18 protein-coding genes are annotated in these 17,448 nt (G+C 69.1%); 9 read left to right on the top strand and 9 right to left on the bottom strand.

The annotated features are described in order from the left end of the window. The first annotated feature begins 228 nt into the window (after positions 1-228). Entirely contained in the window at positions 229-1,005 is a 777-nt protein-coding gene (locus B1790_RS28565) for a purine-nucleoside phosphorylase (protein ID WP_079926663.1), read from the top strand. Here the strand turns inward: B1790_RS28565 and B1790_RS28560 are convergent. Then, a complete protein-coding gene (locus B1790_RS28560; protein WP_079926654.1) occupies positions 951-2,048 on the bottom strand; it encodes an AbrB family transcriptional regulator in 1,098 nt (365 codons plus the stop codon). The two genes, B1790_RS28565 and B1790_RS28560, sit on opposite strands and share 55 nt — an antisense overlap. Positions 2,049-2,124: 76 nt before the next feature. On the opposite strand from B1790_RS28560, the gene B1790_RS28555 reads away from it, so the two are divergent. Beyond that, positions 2,125-2,577 carry a MarR family winged helix-turn-helix transcriptional regulator gene (locus B1790_RS28555; RefSeq protein ID WP_079926653.1) on the top strand — a complete coding sequence of 151 codons (453 nt, stop codon included), beginning with the start codon at positions 2,125-2,127 and terminating at the stop codon, positions 2,575-2,577. A 25-nt stretch (positions 2,578-2,602) separates the two neighbouring features. After that, the gene (locus B1790_RS28550) at positions 2,603-4,117 is read left to right on the top strand and encodes a phospho-sugar mutase (RefSeq protein ID WP_079926652.1); all 1,515 of its coding nucleotides are present in this window, start codon (positions 2,603-2,605) and stop codon (positions 4,115-4,117) included. On the opposite strand, the gene upp is transcribed toward B1790_RS28550, so the two are convergent. Beyond that, entirely contained in the window at positions 4,099-4,722 is a 624-nt protein-coding gene (upp, locus tag B1790_RS28545; RefSeq protein WP_079926651.1) for a uracil phosphoribosyltransferase, read from the bottom strand. The genes B1790_RS28550 and upp overlap by 19 nt on opposite strands. Positions 4,723-4,772: 50 nt before the next feature. On the opposite strand from upp, the gene B1790_RS28540 reads away from it, so the two are divergent. Beyond that, positions 4,773-5,069, top strand: coding sequence for a hypothetical protein (locus B1790_RS28540; RefSeq protein WP_079926650.1), 297 nt, complete (start codon positions 4,773-4,775; stop codon positions 5,067-5,069). A 3-nt stretch (positions 5,070-5,072) separates the two neighbouring features. Continuing rightward, complete coding sequence (locus B1790_RS28535) at positions 5,073-6,164, top strand: C40 family peptidase (protein ID WP_079926649.1); 1,092 nt, start codon at positions 5,073-5,075, stop codon at positions 6,162-6,164. 1 nt (position 6,165) lies between these two features. Here the strand turns inward: B1790_RS28535 and B1790_RS28530 are convergent, their stop codons facing one another. Beyond that, positions 6,166-7,164 carry a zinc-binding alcohol dehydrogenase family protein gene (locus B1790_RS28530; protein WP_079926648.1) on the bottom strand — a complete coding sequence of 333 codons (999 nt, stop codon included), beginning with the start codon at positions 7,162-7,164 and terminating at the stop codon, positions 6,166-6,168. Between the two features lie 189 nt (positions 7,165-7,353). Here B1790_RS28530 and B1790_RS28525 point away from each other — a divergent pair, with 189 nt between their 5' ends. Further along, complete coding sequence (locus B1790_RS28525; RefSeq protein WP_079926647.1) at positions 7,354-7,737, top strand: helix-turn-helix domain-containing protein; 384 nt, start codon at positions 7,354-7,356, stop codon at positions 7,735-7,737. Between the two features lie 13 nt (positions 7,738-7,750). On the opposite strand, the gene B1790_RS28520 is transcribed toward B1790_RS28525, so the two are convergent. Further along, the gene (locus B1790_RS28520) at positions 7,751-8,827 is read right to left on the bottom strand and encodes an alcohol dehydrogenase catalytic domain-containing protein (RefSeq protein ID WP_079926646.1); all 1,077 of its coding nucleotides are present in this window, start codon (positions 8,825-8,827) and stop codon (positions 7,751-7,753) included. 110 nt (positions 8,828-8,937) lie between these two features. On the opposite strand from B1790_RS28520, the gene B1790_RS28515 reads away from it, so the two are divergent. Beyond that, the gene (locus tag B1790_RS28515) at positions 8,938-10,200 is read left to right on the top strand and encodes a primosomal protein (RefSeq protein ID WP_079926645.1); all 1,263 of its coding nucleotides are present in this window, start codon (positions 8,938-8,940) and stop codon (positions 10,198-10,200) included. Positions 10,201-10,207: 7 nt separating this feature from the next. Here B1790_RS28515 and B1790_RS28510 read toward each other — a convergent pair whose 3' ends face one another. The 5 genes from B1790_RS28510 to B1790_RS28490 are packed head-to-tail and all read right to left on the bottom strand — an operon-like array spanning position 10,208 to position 14,937. After that, complete coding sequence (locus B1790_RS28510; protein WP_233165365.1) at positions 10,208-11,077, bottom strand: polysaccharide deacetylase; 870 nt, start codon at positions 11,075-11,077, stop codon at positions 10,208-10,210. Next, on the bottom strand, positions 11,074-12,027 hold the full coding sequence (gene speB, locus B1790_RS28505) for an agmatinase (RefSeq protein WP_079926661.1): 954 nt from the start codon (positions 12,025-12,027) through the stop codon (positions 11,074-11,076). Before speB ends, B1790_RS28510 begins: the two co-directional genes overlap by 4 nt. Next, positions 12,024-12,785: an SDR family NAD(P)-dependent oxidoreductase gene (locus B1790_RS28500; protein ID WP_079926644.1), complete on the bottom strand. Its 762-nt coding sequence runs from the start codon at positions 12,783-12,785 to the stop codon at positions 12,024-12,026. The genes speB and B1790_RS28500 overlap by 4 nt, the downstream gene beginning before the upstream one ends. Beyond that, positions 12,785-13,471: an SDR family NAD(P)-dependent oxidoreductase gene (locus B1790_RS28495; RefSeq protein WP_079926643.1), complete on the bottom strand. Its 687-nt coding sequence runs from the start codon at positions 13,469-13,471 to the stop codon at positions 12,785-12,787. Before B1790_RS28495 ends, B1790_RS28500 begins: the two co-directional genes overlap by 1 nt. Further along, positions 13,468-14,937 carry an APC family permease gene (locus B1790_RS28490; protein WP_079926642.1) on the bottom strand — a complete coding sequence of 490 codons (1,470 nt, stop codon included), beginning with the start codon at positions 14,935-14,937 and terminating at the stop codon, positions 13,468-13,470. Before B1790_RS28490 ends, B1790_RS28495 begins: the two co-directional genes overlap by 4 nt. A gap of 142 nt (positions 14,938-15,079) precedes the next feature. On the opposite strand from B1790_RS28490, the gene B1790_RS28485 reads away from it, so the two are divergent. After that, entirely contained in the window at positions 15,080-16,624 is a 1,545-nt protein-coding gene (locus B1790_RS28485) for a PucR family transcriptional regulator (RefSeq protein WP_079926641.1), read from the top strand. Continuing rightward, complete coding sequence (locus B1790_RS28480) at positions 16,621-17,448, top strand: alpha/beta fold hydrolase (protein ID WP_079926640.1); 828 nt, start codon at positions 16,621-16,623, stop codon at positions 17,446-17,448. Before B1790_RS28485 ends, B1790_RS28480 begins: the two co-directional genes overlap by 4 nt.

Here is a 17,448-nt window from a genome sequence, read left to right as displayed (position 1 = left end):
TCGACGATCGTCGACGCTGTGGCGGATGGCATCGGAGAAGTATCTCACCGTCCGTTTGTTCTTCGCGCAAGCGCTCATCACCTGCCGTTTGTTCTTCGCGCAAGCGCTCAGGACCACCGACTCTGCGCTCACGGTGACGGCTACTCGCACTTCTTCGCAGTGAGTGCAGTCTCGGCGCCGGCGGTACGCTTTCCCGCCGTGACCACTGCACCGAGCGACCCGCAGTCCATGGCCGACGAGGCCGCCGCCGCGCTGCTGGCCCGCATCGGCGTCGACGCAGTCGACGTCGCCGTCGTCCTCGGCTCGGGATGGGCCCCTGCCGCCGCCGAGCTGGGCGAACCGTCGGCAGTCGTGCCGATGGCGGAGCTGCCCGGCTTCACGCCACCGTCGGCCGCGGGCCACGGCGGCCAGGTTCTGGCGCTGACGGTCGAGGGCAAGCGCGTCCTGGTGTTGCTCGGGCGGATCCATGCATATGAGGGTCACGATCTGCGGCACGTGGTCCATCCGGTGCGGACCGCCTGCGCGGCGGGCGCACGCAGCGTGGTGCTCACCAACGCCGCCGGCGGGCTCCGCGAGGACCACGCGGTCGGCCAGCCGGTGCTGATCAGTGACCACCTCAACCTGACGGCGCGCTCGCCGTTGGTCGGCGCGCAGTTCGTCGACCTGGTCGACGCCTACTCACCCCGCCTGCGGGCACTCGCCCGCGACGTCGACCCGTCCCTGGCCGAGGGCGTCTACGCGGGGTTGCCCGGACCGCACTACGAGACGCCGGCCGAGATTCGGATGCTGCGGACGCTCGGCGCCGACCTCGTGGGCATGTCGACGGTGCACGAGACGATCGCGGCGCGCGCGGCCGGGGCCGAGGTGCTTGGCGTCTCCCTGGTGACGAACCTGGCAGCCGGGATGACGGGTGAATCGTTGAACCACGCCGAGGTGCTCGAGGCGGGGCGTCAGTCCGCGACGCGGATGGGTTCCCTGCTCTCGGAGGTTTTGGCGCGGCTGTGAGGACGATCGGTGAGCTTGGCAAGTCCGCGAGCGATCAGCGGCGCGGCGAACAGCATCAGTAGTACCCGCATGACCTGAGCGGCGACGATGAACGTGACGTTGGAACCCGTCTCGACGGCCGTGGCGAGCACGGCGTAGATGCCGCCTGGGCTGGTGGACAAATAGCCTTCGAGCAGGCTGATCCCCGTGACGTGGGCCATGAGGATGCCAAGACCCGCGCACGCGACGTTGAGCACCACGATCAGGGCAAGCGCGGCCGGAAGGGCGCGACCGATCGCGCGCATCGATTCGCGGGTGAACGCGACGCCGGCCTGCCACCCGATCACGGCGTAGCCAAGCTGAACCAGCGCCATCGGCACCGAGAGCCCGAACGACGTGCCGGTCAGCTCGAGGGCAATGGTGACGGCCATGGGGCCGAGCAGGCCCGACCCCGGCATCCGCGCCAGCCGGCCGGCGGTGACGCCGACGAGCACGATGACCACCAGCATCCCGATGCTCACGTACCAAGGTGCCGAGCCACTTTGGGCCGGCGCGGCGGCGTGCCCGGACTTGTCGGCGTGATAGACGACGGTGACGACGACGGGCATCGACGCGGTGATCAAGGCGACCCGAAGGTATTGGACGACGGCGACCACGCGGTCGTCGCCACCCAGCTCACGGGCGATCGCGACGAGCCCCGAGGCACCCCCGGCAACGAGGGCAAGCGATCCGGTGAGCGGGCTGATGTCGCGATGCAGCCCCAGCAGCGCCCCGGCACCGATGCTGAGCACCAGCGTGGACACCGCGACCCCGAGCACGATCGGCCAGTCCGAGCCGAGGGCGGCGAGCGCGTCCCGGTGCACCATCGTGCCGATGTAGACACCCAGCACACCCTGCGCCGCGATACCGGCCTTCCGCGGGACGCCCGCAGGCGCGAGGGAGACGAGCGCCAGCACGATGCCGACGATCAGCGCGGCGAACAGCGCCGCGGACGGAACGCCGATCAGGTCCAGCGGCACGGTGACCGCCACCGTGACCGCGACTAACAGCGCCCACTTCCACATAAAGGCAAGTATGCGCTTGTTATTTCATGATCTCAAACTGGGTCACGACCACGTAATACCAAGGTATAACTTGGTAATGAGTTCAACTGCCCCCAACCCCGCGACGGAGCTGCGGGAGTCGATCATGGCCCTGACCCGCCAACTTCGCCGCCACCGCAGCGACAACGACCTCACGCTGAGCCAGCAGCAGGTCCTCGGCGAGGTCAGCCGCGCTGGCGTCACGACCCCGGCCGAACTGGCCACCCGCTTGCACGTGCGCGTGCAATCGCTGACCGACGGCATCAACCATCTGGAATCACGTGGCCTGGTGGCGCGCAGAACAGACGACGACGATCGACGTCGCCAACTGATCGAGGTGACACCGGAGGGGATGCGACTGCTCGAGTGGGACCGGGCCGAGCGCGACGAGTGGCTCAACTCGGCCATGCGCGAGACGCTGACCGAGTTGGAGTTCAACCTCCTGATGTTGGTGGCACCAGTGCTGCGCAAGCTCGCCGACGGCGATGAGCGACTGCGCGAAGAGCAATAGAATCCGATGAGCGACAATCGGCGCCATGAATGAGCAGCCCCTCACCTTCGGCACGGCGGGACTTCGCGGACCGATGCGCCCGGGGCCGGGAGGCATGAACGTCGAGACGGTGACGTCGGCGACCTGGGCGTTGGCGACGGTCCTCAACGACCGAGGACTCGGCGGTTCGACGGTCATAGTCGGTCGCGACGCCCGACACAACTCCGACGACTTCGCCTTGGCGACCGCAGAAGTGCTTGCCGCCGAGGGGTTTTCCGTCGTACTGCTGCCCGATCCCGTACCGACGCCGGTCGTCGCATTCGGCGTGCGGCGCTTCACCGCCGCCGCGGGAGTCCAGATCACGGCGTCCCACAATCCTCCGGCGGACAACGGCTACAAGGTGTACCTCGACGGGGGTATGCAGATCGTCCCGCCGAGCGACCGCGACATCGAGGCGGCCATGGCGAAGGCGCCCACCGACGTCGCACGCGCTGAGGTCACACCGGCCACCACCGACCTCATCGGCGACTACATTCGCCGGGCTGCCGGCGTGCGGCGCGGCACCGGCACCGTGCGGATTGCGTTGACGCCCATGCACGGCGTCGGCGGCGAGCCCGCGCTCCTCACGCTGCGGGAAGCGGGCTTCGACGACGTCCACGTCGTCGACGCGCAGTACTCGCCCAACCCCGACTTCCCCACCGTCGAGTTCCCCAACCCCGAGGAGCCGGGGGCCACCGATCTGCTGCTGGACCTCGCCGCCGAGGTCGACGCCGACGTCGCGATCGCCCTGGATCCCGACGCCGACCGGTGCGCTGTCGGCATCCCGACGCCCACCGGCTGGCGAATGCTCTCGGGTGACGAAACAGGTTGGCTGCTCGGCGATTACATCCTGTCGCAGACCGACCCTGGCGAGGTGATGGCCGCCAGCTTGGTCGCCAGCACCGTCGTGTCGTCACGCATGCTGGCCGCCATCGCCGCGCACCACGGCGCTCAACACGCCGAGACCCTCACCGGCTTCAAGTGGCTGGCCCGGGCGGACGCCGGCCTGGCGGGCAGCACGCTGGTCTACGCCTACGAGGAGGCGATCGGCCATTGCGTCGACCCCGGCGCGGTGCGTGACAAGGACGGCATCAGCGCAGCGGTGCTCGCCTGCGATCTGGTGTCGGTGCTTCGCGACGAGGGTCGCACCGTGACCGACGCCCTCGACGCACTGGCCCGTCGACACGGCGTGCACACCACGGCCGCGATGTCCGTGCCTGCGGACGCGGCTCTGGTCGAGCACCTCCGTGCGCATCCGCCCACCCGTCTCGCCGACGAACCGGTTCGGGTCGCCGACCTGCTGAAGCGGGACGGCAATCAGCGCACCGACGCGTTGATCTACACCGGCGAATCGGTGCGCGTGGCGGTCCGACCGTCGGGCACCGAGCCAAAGGTCAAGGCGTACCTGGAGATCCGGCTGCCGCCACGCGAAGACGTTGCGTCCGCACGGGCGGACGCCGCCCGGATGCTCGACGCCCTCCGCGCAGACGTGGTCGGCCTGCTTCAGCGCGGGCCGAACTGACGATCTCCCGCATCTCCCAGCCCGGGCATGATGTAGGAGACCTCGTTGAGACCGTCGTCGACCGCCGCGGTGTAGAGCTTGAGGTTGGGTGAGACCTTCTCAAGTGCCGCAATGCCTTCCGGCGCGCACACCACGCACACCGCGGTGACGTCGACGGCGTTGCGATCGTTCAGCAGACGCAAGGTGTGCGCCATCGAGCCCCCGGTCGCGAGCATCGGGTCGAGCACCAACACCGGGGTGGCGCTGAGGTCGTCGGGCAGCGACTCCAGATAGGGGGTCGGTAGCGCCGTCTCCTCGTCGCGTGCCATGCCGACGAAGCCCACCTTGGCCTCCGGTATCAGCTGGTGTGCCTTCTCGACCATCCCGAGGCCCGCGCGAAGAACGGGGACCAACAGCGGTGGCGACGCAAGGCGCGACCCGACGGTGTCGGCCATCGGGGTGCGGATCGGCACGGGAGTCGAGGAGGCGTCCCGCATGGCTTCGTAGACGAGCATCAGCGCGAGATCGCACAACGCGGAGCGGAAGCCGGCGTTGTCGGTGCGCTCGTCGCGCAGCGTGGTCAACCGGGCAGCGGCGAGTGGGTGATCGACAACGCGGACGTCCATGCGGCGAACCCTAATGGAACCGGCCGGGGTTGGCCGACGTCATAACTCTCATGATCGCCGATACGTCCGACATTCACGGGTTCAGCGTCGCGCAGCGCGGCCATGCCGACGACCTCACCTCCGTGGCGGCCGACCTGCGAGCCTCGACGGTGGCGGCCGATGCGTTCGGCACGGTCGGGGCAGGGTTCCTTGCCGCGCTCAACCAGGCGCTGCTTCGGGAAGCGCGGCTCGCCACCGAACTCGCCGAGCGCTTCGTCGCGGCGAAGCACGTCGCGGGTACCGCGGCAGAAGCGTACGACTCCGCCGAACGAGCAGCGGGACAGTTCATTTCGCGAACCGGGCTCTAACTGGTGGCGAGCGCCCTGGTTGCCGGCTTGGCCGCGCCCCTGCGAGAGCTGCAGGCGACGCTTGGCACGGGCACGCCCGACGCGGCCTCGGCTCTTGCCGACGTTCGGGCCGCCCTGTCCGACGTGGCCGCCGCAACCGGCCGGTCGTGGCAGGCGACGCGCTGGGAGGGCGACGCGGGTGAAGCGGCCGCCGCCTTCACTGATTCGACCGTGGCCGCGGTCGGCGCCATGGCGGCCAGGGCCGATCAGCTCGGTGCCGCCACCGCTGACGCCGCCGACGCCGTGGCTCGCGCACGGGCGCGGCTGCAGACGATCGTCTCCGACTTCGAGGCGCGCGCCGAACAGCTCGAGTCCCAGCTCGACGAACCCGGTGCGGCCGACGAACTCGTCGCGGAGGCGCGGCGGGCCCTCGACGAGGCCGAGGGGGTGCTCGCCGAGCTGCGCGCAGAACTCGACGGGCACGCCTCCTCGGTCGAAGCGTCCGCCTCCCCGCCGCCCCTTCCGACGACGCCGGCCCTGCCGACGATACCGATGGGTGCACTGCCCAGCCTCGGCGGCGGACCCGGCGCTGGTTCGGGAGCCGGCTCGGGGCTCGGCGGCTTCCCGTCAGGGGCCAGGGAGTCGGGCCGCGCAGACGTCGAGTCTGCGGGGCTCAGTCGCGACGACTCACGGCCGCTCGCCGACCCCGGCATGTTCGGCAGCGGCGTCGGCGTCCAGCTTCCCGACGGCAGCACGGCCACCGCCCCCAACGAGACCGCGGCCAGCGCGGTCCGGCACGCCCTGACACAGCTCGGCGTGCCGTACGACTGGGGCGGCACCACGCCCGGCGTGGGCCTCGACTGCAGTGGTCTGACTCAGTGGGCGTATCACGAAGCGGGACTTGACCTTCCGCGCCTCGCTCAGGAGCAGGACGTCGGGTCCGCCGTCAGCCAGGCCACGCTGCGCCCCGGCGATCTAGCGGTCTGGGACGGACACGTTGCGATGGTGGTCGGAAACGGTGTAATGATCGAAGCGGGCGACCCGGTAAAGCTCTCACCCATCCGAACGACCAACGCGGGTCAGGGGTTTCAGGGCTTCTGGCGGCCCACCGCGTGAGTCAGCGGTGCACGACGACCTTGCCGACCATCCGACCGGATTCGACAAGCCGGTGAGCCTTGCGCAATCCGTCGGCGTCGAAGCCCTCGATCGCGGTCGTCAGCGTGGTCCTGAGGTCACCGGCGTCGACCATCTTGGCGGCCTCGGCGAGCAAAGCTCCCTGAAACTCCATGTCGTAGCCGAACATCGGCCGGGTGAACATCAGCTCCCAGTGCCACGCGATGCTCTTCGTCTTCAGCGCCGCCAGGTCGAGGCCCACAGGGTCGTCGATCGCGGTGATGTGGCCGAACGGCCGGGTGATGTCGGCGTAGGTCTTGACGTTGCCCGCCGAGTGAGGCGAGAAGACGAAGTCGACGCCGTCCGGGGCGACGGCCAGAGTCTGCTCCCGCAGGTGGTGGTGGTCGACCACGACGTCGGCACCCATCTGCTCGACCCACCGGCGTGAGTCGTCCCGGCTGGCGGTGCCGATGACCCGCACGCCCGTGAGCTTCTTCGCCAGCTGGATCATCACCGATCCCACGCCGCCTGCCGCACCGACGACCAGCAGGTCACCGGTGGTGTCTGCGGTCATCCCGAATCGCTCGAACAGCGCTTCCCAGGCCGTGATGGTGGTCAACGGAAGTGCCGCCGCGTCGGCGAATCCCAGCGAGGCGGGCTTACGCGAGACGATCCGTTCGTCGACTGCCTGAAACTCCGCGTTGCTGCCCTGCCGAGTGATGTCGCCGGCGTACCAGACCTCGTCGCCGACGGCGAACGACGTGACCCCGGACCCGACGGCATGGACCACACCCGCGGCGTCGAAGCCGAGGATCGTCGGCTCGTCCGACGGGCTCAGGCTCGAACGCCTCTTGACGTCCACGGGGTTCACCGAGACGGCCTCCGCCCGGACCAGGAGGTCACGCGGCCCGACGTCGGGCACCGGCACCTCGACGTTCTGCAGCGCATCAGGAGAGTCGATCGTCGAGCTGGCGTAGGAGCCGACCGCGGTCATGGTGGCCATGCGTGTGCCGTCCTCTGTCATCGTGCGGAAATCGTTGGTGGGCCACTGGATTCAGCCGCCACTGAAGGCTAGCGCCGACACCCCAGTGTCCCGCAAGGGCGCTTACTTCCGTCGAGGGAAGCCATGCAGGTAGCGAGAGCCGTTACCATCGAAACGAAAGCAATGCAGGTCACGGGCTTAGGAGGAGCGATGGCACAGCCATGCCCGAGCGGTCGCCACGATGAACACGACGTCTACTCGGCGAGTTGCCCGTGTCGCGCGCTGCTCGATCTGCTCGCCAACAAGTGGTCCGCGCTGATCATCGGGTTGCTCGACGACCGCGGCGCGTTGCGCTTCACTGCGGTGCAGGCCGCCCTGCCGGGGGTCGGCGCGAAGATGCTCACCCAGACTCTGCGGCGACTCGAGGCCGCGTCGTTGGTGACCAGGACGATCTACGCCGAGGTGCCGCCCCGGGTCGAGTACGAGCTGACCGAGCTGGGCCGAAGTGTCTCCGAACCACTTGGGGCACTTCGGGCCTGGGCGGAGGACAACGTCGACCGCATCGAGGCGCTCAACGGCAACTGGGCGGTGTGACCCGCTCCGAACCTCAGATCAGGCGCGGATCGATCAGAGTCACGCCGACCGGGGCGGCCGTGTCCAGAGTCGGCAGCAGCTGGGCGCCTTCGGTCAGACCGACCACCCGCTCGACGAGGTCCTGCGGGCGCAACGTCCCCGCCTCGACCAAGGCCAACATGTCGGGATAGTCCACGCTCGCCATCCCGTGGCTGCCGAGAACGTCCAGCTCCCAACCGATTACGCGATCCATCGGCACCGCGGGGTGTCCGCCGACGGCGGGCAACAGGCCGACCTGAACGTGTCGGCCGCGCCGCCGCAGGCTGTGGATGGCGTCGGCGCACGTGCTCTCGGATCCGACCGCGTCGACCGCGACGTGACTGCCACCTCCCGTGAAGTCGTGGACCTCGGCGGCGACGTCCGCTCCCCCGACCACTCCCCCGTCGCTCCGCTCGCCCCCACCCGCCAGCACGGTGTGGGCCGCCCCAAGGCCGCGCGCCAGCTCCAAAGCCGCTGGGGTCCGGTCGACGGCGACCACCTTGGCGCCTGCCGCGACGGCGATCTGCACCGCACTGAGGCCGACGCCGCCCACCCCGACGACGGTGACCCACTCCCCCGGGCGGACGCCGGCCCGGGCATGCAGCGCCCGGTACGCGGTCGCGAATCGGCAGCCAAGCGCCGCGGCCGCCGAATCCTCCACCAGATCGGTGACGGCGACCAGATTGGTGTCGGCCGCGTGCAGGGCCACCCGTTCGGCGAAGGACCCCCAGTGCGTGAACCCGGGCTGGGTCTGCGCCGGACACACCTGTGCCTGCCCGGCGTGACACCATTCGCAAACGCCACACCCACACACGAAGGGCGTCGTGACGCGATCCCCGACGGACCACCGCCGCACGTCGGCCCCCACCTCGACGACGACGCCGACGAGTTCGTGACCGGGCACGTGCGGCAGTGCCACCCCGTCGTCGTGGCCGGCCCAGGCGTGCCAGTCACTGCGGCACAGGCCCGTGGCGTGCACCTCCACCACGACACCGCCCGGTGACGGCACCGGGTCGGGGACCGACCGGACGTCGACGGGGCCACCAAACCGTTCGAAGACGACTGCGCGCATGACGCCATCGTCCCCCGGGCGGGTGGCTCCCGAGTCCCCTGGTACCCGGCCGGAGTCGCGCGCACCGGGTGTCGGCAACTCCGCCAGACACCGTCGTTAGGCTGTGCCGCATGGCTGCTGACATCGTGCCGGTGAGGCTCGGTCTGACCAAGGGCGATCTGTACACACTGTGGGCTCCGTCGTGGCGTGACGCCGACGACGAGTGGCAGGCGTTCCTCGGCAAGGACGACGACCTGTACGGCTTCGAATCGGTGGCTGATCTGGCGGCATTCGTCAGGACCAGTACCGACAACGACCTCACCGATCACCCCGCGTACCCGGAGCTGAAAGAATCCTCGGCGCACCGGTTCGATCCGGCCGAAGACCGCCGGCACGATCTGATCGGCGTTCCCGAGGTGGCCGCCGAGAAGCCGTCCGAGGAATCGGTGGAGACGCTGCTCGGCGCATTAGCCGTGGTGCAGGCGATCGGCTCGGTCTGCGATCTGCCGGTGGTGTCGAAGTTCTTCAACGGCAACCCCGTCCTTGGTTCCCTTGGTGGCGGACTCGAAGCGTTCGAAGGACGCGGCGGCCGTAAGCGCTGGGCCGAGATCGAGGCCGTGATCGCCCGCGGTTGGGACGGGGTGGTCGACGCGATCGACGAGATCGTCACCATCCCCGAGGTCGACTCCGCGGCATCAGAGAAGGCCGCCGCCGAGCTGGCCGAGCCGGCGCCGGAGGTCGACGAAGTAGAAGACGCCGACGACGCCGTGATCGAAGACGACGTCGACACCGACGACGAGGAGGCCGTCCTGGCCGCGCAGGCCACCCAGCAGGTGCTCGGCAGCGACGAGGACTTCTGGGCGCACGTCGGGATCGACCCCATCCGTCTGCTCACCCGCGGCGGCACGTTCTACACCCTGCGCTGTTACCTGGACGACCAGCCGATCTTCCTCGGCCGCAACGGCCGCATCAGCGTGTTCGGGTCCGAACGCGCGCTGGCGCGCTATCTCGCCGACGAGCACGAGAGCGACCTCTCGGATCTCGCCACCTTCGACGACATCAAGACCGCCGCCACCGACGGCTCGCTGCAGATCCGGGTCACCGACGACAACGTGTACGTGTTGCGGACCCTCGCCGACGACATCGCCGATGGCCCCGAGGCCGTGGACGCCGATCAGCTCGAACTCGCGGTCGAGTTGATTCGCGATGTCGGTGACTACGCCGAGGACAGCACGGTCGAGGACGCTCTCGACACCGATCAGCCGTTCGGCAAGTTCGTCGGGCACGTCCTGACTCCCGACAAGGTCGCCAAGCCCCCCGCGCCGTACGCCACGGCCGTCGCGCAGTGGGAGAAGGTCGAGAACTTCGTGGAGTCCCGCCTGCGCGAGGAGTGAGCGGACGCTAGAAGTCGGCGGGGTCCGGCCGCTGCACCGAACGAGGTGCCAGGCCGAGCCCGCGGACGTGTTCGGCGATCGCCCCGAGGTGCGCCACCCAGACGTCGTCGAGGGAGCACACGTAGGAAACGAGGCTCTCCAACGCCGCCGCCCGCGACGGACGTCCGGTGAGGAACGGGTGGTTGGTCAACACGTAGCACCCGCCCTCGGCGCGCATCGCGTCGAACTCCAGGCGCCACATCTCGCCGACCTTGGCGGGGCTCTCGATGAGGCCCGTACCGGAGAAGTCCGGGATGAAGCAGTACTGCTCCCAGTCGTCGAGAGCCCACTGAATCGGAATCTCGACCAACGACGTCGCTCCGACGGCCAGCTCGTAGGGATGGTCGGCGTCCATCAACGAGCTGTCGTAGAGAAAGCCCCTGTCCGACAACAACTGCGGAGAGTGCCAGTTGAGCTCCCACATGGGCGCCCGGTAACCGACCGGCTTGATCCCGGTGACCTTCTCCAACGCATCGGTACCGCGGTCGAGGATCGCAGCCTCTTCCGTGGCGGACAATCCCGCCATCGCCTCGTGCAGGTACCCGTGATGGGCGATCTCGTGACCCTCGTCGACGATGCTGCGGACGACGTCGGGGTATCGCACCGCGGTGTATCCGGGCACGAAGAAGGTCGACGTGATCTCGTGGCGGGCGAGTATCTTCAGGATCCGCGGAACGCCGACCAGCGGGCCGTAGGCCTGATGGCTCATGGCCGACATCCGGTTGGCGTGGCCATGGTCGACGGCCAGCATCGCCGACTCCGCGTCCACGTCGAAGCTGAACGACGCCGCACACCGGGCGGCACCCGGCCATGGCACCGGGGCGGCGGGCACCGTCACGATGCCCTGGCCTTCTTGGCGAGCAACGAGATGAGTTCGTAGGCGACGTTGGCGGCGGCGACACCGGTGATCTCGGCGTGGTCATAGGCCGGCGACACCTCAACGATGTCGGCGCCGACCAGGTCGGCGCCGTCCAGTCCCCGGATGATCGCCAAGAGTTCGCGACTGGTCATGCCTCCAGCCTCCGGCGTCCCCGTCGCAGGGGCGTGGGCGGGGTCGAGTACGTCGATGTCGATCGACACGTAGAGCGGCCGGTCGCCGATGGCGTCGCGCAGTTGCCCGACGACGTCGTCGGTAGACCGCCGCTCGAACTCCGCGCAGTGCACCACGGTGAACCCGAACCCGGCGTCCTCGACGAGGTCGCTTGGGGCGTAGAGAGATCCACGGATGCCGACGTGAGCACTGTGCCCTGGAACGAAGAGGCCTTCCTCGGCGGCTCGGCGGAACGGCGTCCCGTGCGTCACCGGTGCGTCGAAGTAGGTGTCCCACGTGTCGAGATGGGCGTCGAAGTGCAGCAGCGCGACGGGGCCGTACCGGCGATGGTGGGCGCGCAACAGCGGGTAGGCGATGGTGTGGTCACCGCCGAGGGTGATCAGCCGGGCTCCCGACTGGATGAGTTCGTCTGCGGCAGATTCGATCTCGCGCACCGCGGCGGCGATGTCGAACGGGTTGGCCGCCACGTCTCCGGCGTCGACCACCTGCTGACCCGCGAACGGGGACACGTCGAGCTGCGGGTTGTACGGCCGCAGCAGCCGTGACGCCTGCCGGATGTGCGATGGCCCGAACCGGGCGCCGGGCCGGTACGTCACGCCGGAGTCGAACGGTATGCCGAGTATCGCCACGTCACAACGGGATACGTCCTCTCGGCGCGGCAGCCGGGCGAATGTCGTCAGCCCGGCGTACCGCGGAGTGGCCTGGCCGTCCGCCTGACCCTTGACGTCGTCGTTCATGCCCGGCACCGTGTCGATCCTCCGTTGATCTGTAGTGTTTGGCCTACCATCGCGCCAATGTCGTTGCGCGCCAGCAAAGCTACCGCGCTGGCGATTTCCTCCGGCCTGCCGATTCGACCCATCGGGATGTCGGTGCCGTAGCGCCTGCGCATCTCGTCGAGGGAGACCCCGGCCGACGCCGCGTCGACGAGGAGTTGTGGGGTGTCGACGACGCCGGGTGCCACCGCGTTGACGGTGATGTTCTCCCGCGCCAGTTCGCGGCCCAAGGTCTTCACCAGCGCGATGAGTCCCGCCTTCGAGGCCGAGTAGGCACTGGCGTCCGGCCAGCCGATGACCCCCCACTCGGAGGCGATGACGACGATGTTTCCGCCTCCGGCACGGCGCATTCCGGGTAGGACCGCTTGAATCAGTCGGAACGTGCCCGCGAGGTTGACCTCGACGACACGCCACCAATCGTCCTCGTCGTCTTCGCCAAACGGGGCCATCGACATGTACGCCGCGTTGCACACCAGGACGTCGACTGGCCCGCGGTCCCTCTCGATCCCGTCGACCAACGTCGCGACGTCGGGTGCACTGACGTCGCCGACCGCGGGGAAGCCACCGGTCGCCGCGACCACCTCGGCCAGCGACTCGCCGTCCGTCAAATCGTTGACCGCGACGTCGGCACCGTCGGCGGCCAGCCTGCGGGCGATCGCCGCGCCGATGCCTTGCGCGGCACCGGTCACCAGCGCCAGCCGTCCTCTCAGGGGTGTCTCCATCAGATCACCGCTCCACCATTGGGTGAGATGACCTCGCCTGTGCAAAAGGCGGCGTCGGCGCTCACCAGGAATTCGACGACCCGCGCGATCTCGTCCGGTCGGGTCAATCGGCGGTTCGGCAGCGTCGACAGGTAATCCGTTGCGCGCCAGGGAGAGTCCGCGGCCAGCAGCGGCGTGTCGGTCGGTCCGGGCGCCACCGCGTTGATCCGCACGCCGCGATCGGCGTATTCGGCGGCAAGGCTGCGCACCAACCCGATGACGGCTCCCTTCGCCGCCGCGTAGTGCGCGTCACCGTCGCCGCCACCGATCGCGAGCTCGGAGGTCACCGCGACGATTGCGCCGCCACCGCGGGCCACCATCGAGGGCAGGACGGCGCGCGCAGTGTTGCGCAGTCCCCCGAGGTGGACGCGGAGCATTCGGTGCAACGCCTCGGCGGAGATCTCCGAGACCGGGGTGATGTCGTAGTGCCCCGCGGCCGAGACGAGTGCGTCGACCCCGCCGGCGTCGTCGAGGATCCTCCCGACCGCGGTTCGGACGGCTTCGGGGTCGGACACGTCGGCGACGTGGTCGGCGGTCGGCGACAGGTCGACGCCCATGACGGACCACCCCGAGGCACGCAGCAGGTCGGCGATGGCGGCACCGATCCCAGACTCCGATCCGGTGACGATTGCGTTGCGGGACATCATGTTCCGGACGTCTCGGCGTCGTGACCTAGTCGCTCGCCGATCGGCGCCTCGATGTTGCGCCGCACGGTGAGGTAGATCGCACCGCCGACGACGGCGAGCACGACGGTGGTGAGCACGCTGGCCCAGTTGATGAACCATGGTTGGCCGGGCTGGGTACGCGGCCACGCGACGTTGACGGTCTCGAAGATGATCCACAGTGACGCCGCGTAGGTGACGGGAGCACCCCACCTGCCGAGGGTGAACGGTCCGGGGCGCCACTTGCCGGTCAGCCGGGCGACGGCTGCGCCGATCACCGGCACACCAAACGCGATGTAGAAGCCGATGATGTTGAAGTTCACCAGGATGTTGTAGAACTGCGAACCGGCCAAGAGGATGAAGACGATGGCGACGATGGCGGTCAGGGCAATCGCGTTGACGGGCAAGCGTTCCGGGCCGGCCAGCCTGCCGAGCACCTTGGATCCGGGCAGGCTACGGTCCCGGGCGGCGCCCCAGATGCATCGCGACACCGCGGCCTGCACCGCGAGGAAACTCGAGATGAAGCCGATGACGAACATGGCGAGCAGCGGTTTGGTCACGCCCGCCCCGAGGTGGGTGGTCAGCGTCTCGGACACCACGTCCCCGGCCTGGGAGGCCACGACCTCGTCGAGGTTCGGAATGGCGAGAATCAGCGCGGCACTGGAGAACATGACCACCAGTCCGACCAGGAGCAGGCCGAAGATGATCGCCTTTGGCACGTTGCGCTCGGGATCCTCGACCTCCTCGGCGACGGATCCCGCCGCTTCGAAGCCGAGGAAGGACCATCCGACGAAGGCCACGGCGAGCAGCATGGGCCCCGACGTCCACGTCTCTGCATCGGGAATGCCCGCGCTGGAGAACAACGCCGAGAACGGATTCTCGCGGTAGAACACGAGGAGCACGATTCCCAGTCCGACCGAGCCGATGACCTCACACGTGATGCTGGCGATCACCATCACCTTCAGTACCTGCCGGCCCACGATGTTGACCATGGTGCCGAGCGCGATGATGACGATCGCCACCGTCGCCGTCCCCCACCGCGACGGCTCGGTGACGCCGAAGATCTGCAGCAGGAAGCCGCTCGCGGCGTAGGACAGCGTGCCGAGCGCGATGGTCAGGCCCCACATGTACGCCCATGCGGCGACCCATCCCCACGTCGTGCCGCGCACGTGTCGCGACCACTGGTAGACGCTGCCGGCATACGGCCACCGCGAAGCCAACTCACCGAAGACACCGGCGACGAGGAGTTGACCGATCAGCACGACGGGAAACGCCCAGAAGAACTTTGGGCCGACGGCGAACAGTCCGAGGGTGAAGATCGCGTACACCGCGGCGATGGGTGACACGTCGGCGAACGCCAGCGCCAACGCCGAACGGAAGCTGAAGCCGCGGCTCAACGTCGAGGGCGCCTCGGCGCGGGGCGCCCGGGTGTCTGGCGTCAGTTCTGACATCGCTTCTCCTCCAGAGTGGTTGTAGCGACCTTCTACCTGTTCGGGTCGAAACAGAACCCGCTAATCGTCTGAAGTCAATACTCAGCCTTGGATGATCGTCTAAGTTGGCATCAGCGGCGCCCGAGATGCAGGAGAGCGATTCATGACGTACCGCCTAGGCGACCTCGTCGATGCTCCCCACCTGCGTCTGACCGTCCGTGCGGGGGCCCGCGGCCTCGACCGCCCGGTGTCGTGGGCGCAGACGTCCGACCTCGAGGAACCGTGGTCGTGGTTGGCTGGCGGCGAACTGTTGATGAAGAACGGGCGCACCCTCCCCGGGTCCGCGACGGGCCAGCTCGCCCTGATCCGCGGTCTGAACGAGAACGGGATTTGCGGCATCGTCATCGGCCTCGACTCGGCCACTCCCGATCTGACTCCTTCGGCGGTCACGCTCGCCGACGACCTCGGCTTCGCCGTCCTGCTGGTGCCCTATTCGGTCGGGTTCGCCGCCATCGGCCGGGCCGTGGCCGGCGGCGCGGAGAACGACGACAGCAGACGGATTGCCGTCACCGAGCGGGTGTATCAGGTGATCCGCCAGTCCGTCGGACGGTCGGGGGCCGAGAATGCGTTGCGCCAACTCGGTCGCGAGGTCGCCTGCCGGCTCGCCGTGCTCGACTCCGCCACCGGCGAGGTGGCCCTCGACTCGTCCGACCCGGTGCCCGAAGGCCTTCGCCGAGCCCTTACCGACGAAATCTCGGCCCGCCGGGGTGCGGTGCCCGGGGTGCTGCACCTGCTGGCTGGCGACGACCGCGCGCTGGTGGTAGAGGTACCGGACGAGGACCCGACGGTGTTGGTGGCGCACGGTTTTCGTGCGTCGCCGCCCGACGTCGTCCAGCTCCAGCATCTGGCGTCGGCGATGGCGGTACTCCTGGCCCAGCAGAGCGTGCGACGAGAGCACGACCGTCGCGTCGGCGCCGAGCTGTTGGCGTCGTTGTGCGACGGTCGGCTCACCGGCGCAGAGTCCGTTCGCATGCTCGCCGACCGCAGTCTGCGGCCCGCGGGCTGCGTCCTGATCGCCGTCTCGGGCGGGTCGCAGTCTGCCGAACGGCATCTGCACGTCAGCCTTGGCCGCCGCCAAGTACCGCATCTCCTCCTCAGGCGCGGGGCCGTGCTCTACGCGCTGGTGTCGGCGGGCGAGTCTCCGCTCGCCGCGTTGCGGCACCGCGTCGGCGCGGCGGCGGCGATCGGCGTCAGCGACCTCCTCGGCCATCCGCGTCGCGGCCCTGCCGCCATGCGCGAGGCAACATGGGCCATGCGCGCCGCCGACAGCACCGCCGACCGCACCGCCCGCTACGGCGACGTCACGATGCTGTCGGTGCTGCGCGACACCGAGGAAGCGCAAGTGGTGGTCGACCGCGTGCTCGGGAGACTCGTCGCCTACGACGCGGCGCACTCGAGTGACATGGTCGAGACGCTCGACGCGTATCTGCGATGTGAACGGTCCTGGGTCAGGACGGCGAAGGCGATGGGGTTGCACCGCCAGACGGTGGTGTACCGGATCCAACGCGTCGAGGACATCACGGGCCGCCGAATCGCGGACACCGGGACCATCGCCGAATTCTGGCTGGCTCTGCGCGCCAGGGATCTACTCAGCCCGCCGATCGGCTCCGATGAGTTTCCCCGTGCCGCCCGGTCAACACCGGCATGACCATCACTGACGGCCTCGTCTCCCGCTCCCTCGACGTCCCCGGCGCCCGATTGCACTACGAGGTGCGCGGCCGCGGCCCGCTCCTGCTCGTCATCGGCTCCCCCATGGCGGCTGCGGAATTCTCCCCGCTGGCACAGGCCCTTGCCACCGATCACACCGTCGTCACCTACGACCCCCGTGGCTTCGCGGACAGTCCAGTCGACGATCCCGAGGGACCGTCGAATCCAGATCTGCGCGCCGACGACGTGGCGGCGATCCTCGACGCCCTTGGCGCACCGTCGGCCGACGTGTTCGGTTCCAGTGGCGGTGCGGTGACCGGGTTGGCCTTGGTCGCCCGTCACCCCGGCCGGGTCGGCACGCTCGTCGCGCACGAACCACCGCTGCTGGAACTGCTTCCCGACGCCGAGGCGCAGCGGGCGGCGACCGCCGACATCGTGGAGACGTTCCGTTCCGACGGGCTGCAGGCGGCGTGGATGAAGTTCATGGTCAACGCCGGCTTCGACGTGGCCGTCTTCGGCTCGGACGCCGACGGCCCACCCGAGCCGGCAAATCCCGAACAGGCACTCGCCGAGGGCGCCCGCTTCTTCCTGCACGACCTGGTGCCGACCACTCAGTACGTCCCTGACTTCGAGGCGCTGCGGGCTTCGGGGTCGCGCATCGTCGTCGGCCTCGGCGCGGAGTCGGGCCACCTGCTGACCCAGCGGACGTCCGTGGCGGTGGCCGAGCGGCTCGGCGTCGACACCACCGAGTTTCCCGGCGACCACGGCGGATTCATGGGCGCCCCAGCCCAATTCGCCGCCCGCCTCCGCGAGGTCCTGTCGTGA

The organism is Mycobacterium sp. AT1 (genome assembly GCF_002043095.1).
In the GTDB taxonomy this organism is placed as follows: Bacteria; Actinomycetota; Actinomycetes; order Mycobacteriales; family Mycobacteriaceae; genus Mycobacterium.
The sequence above is the reverse complement of the archived record's forward strand: the minus strand, read 5'-3'. Positions and strand labels throughout refer to the sequence as shown.

Bases quoted from the DNA above. Each gene is read 5' to 3' on its own strand.
- B1790_RS28560 (WP_079926654.1), bottom strand. From the start codon at position 2,048: ATGTGGAAGTGGGCGCTGTTAGTCGCGGTCACGGTGGCGGTCACCGTG.
- B1790_RS28525 (WP_079926647.1), top strand. From the start codon at position 7,354: ATGGCACAGCCATGCCCGAGCGGTCGCCACGATGAACACGACGTCTAC.
- B1790_RS28500 (WP_079926644.1), bottom strand. From the start codon at position 12,785: ATGGAGACACCCCTGAGAGGACGGCTGGCGCTGGTGACCGGTGCCGCG.
- B1790_RS28480 (WP_079926640.1), top strand. From the start codon at position 16,621: ATGACCATCACTGACGGCCTCGTCTCCCGCTCCCTCGACGTCCCCGGC.
- B1790_RS28540 (WP_079926650.1), top strand. From the start codon at position 4,773: ATGATCGCCGATACGTCCGACATTCACGGGTTCAGCGTCGCGCAGCGC.
- B1790_RS28550 (WP_079926652.1), top strand. From the start codon at position 2,603: ATGAATGAGCAGCCCCTCACCTTCGGCACGGCGGGACTTCGCGGACCG.
- B1790_RS28530 (WP_079926648.1), bottom strand. From the start codon at position 7,164: ATGGCCACCATGACCGCGGTCGGCTCCTACGCCAGCTCGACGATCGAC.
- speB (WP_079926661.1), bottom strand. From the start codon at position 12,027: ATGAACGACGACGTCAAGGGTCAGGCGGACGGCCAGGCCACTCCGCGG.
- B1790_RS28485 (WP_079926641.1), top strand. From the start codon at position 15,080: ATGACGTACCGCCTAGGCGACCTCGTCGATGCTCCCCACCTGCGTCTG.
- upp (WP_079926651.1), bottom strand. From the start codon at position 4,722: ATGGACGTCCGCGTTGTCGATCACCCACTCGCCGCTGCCCGGTTGACC.
- B1790_RS28520 (WP_079926646.1), bottom strand. From the start codon at position 8,827: ATGCGCGCAGTCGTCTTCGAACGGTTTGGTGGCCCCGTCGACGTCCGG.
- B1790_RS28565 (WP_079926663.1), top strand. From the start codon at position 229: ATGGCCGACGAGGCCGCCGCCGCGCTGCTGGCCCGCATCGGCGTCGAC.
- B1790_RS28495 (WP_079926643.1), bottom strand. From the start codon at position 13,471: ATGATGTCCCGCAACGCAATCGTCACCGGATCGGAGTCTGGGATCGGT.
- B1790_RS28515 (WP_079926645.1), top strand. From the start codon at position 8,938: ATGGCTGCTGACATCGTGCCGGTGAGGCTCGGTCTGACCAAGGGCGAT.
- B1790_RS28555 (WP_079926653.1), top strand. From the start codon at position 2,125: ATGAGTTCAACTGCCCCCAACCCCGCGACGGAGCTGCGGGAGTCGATC.
- B1790_RS28490 (WP_079926642.1), bottom strand. From the start codon at position 14,937: ATGTCAGAACTGACGCCAGACACCCGGGCGCCCCGCGCCGAGGCGCCC.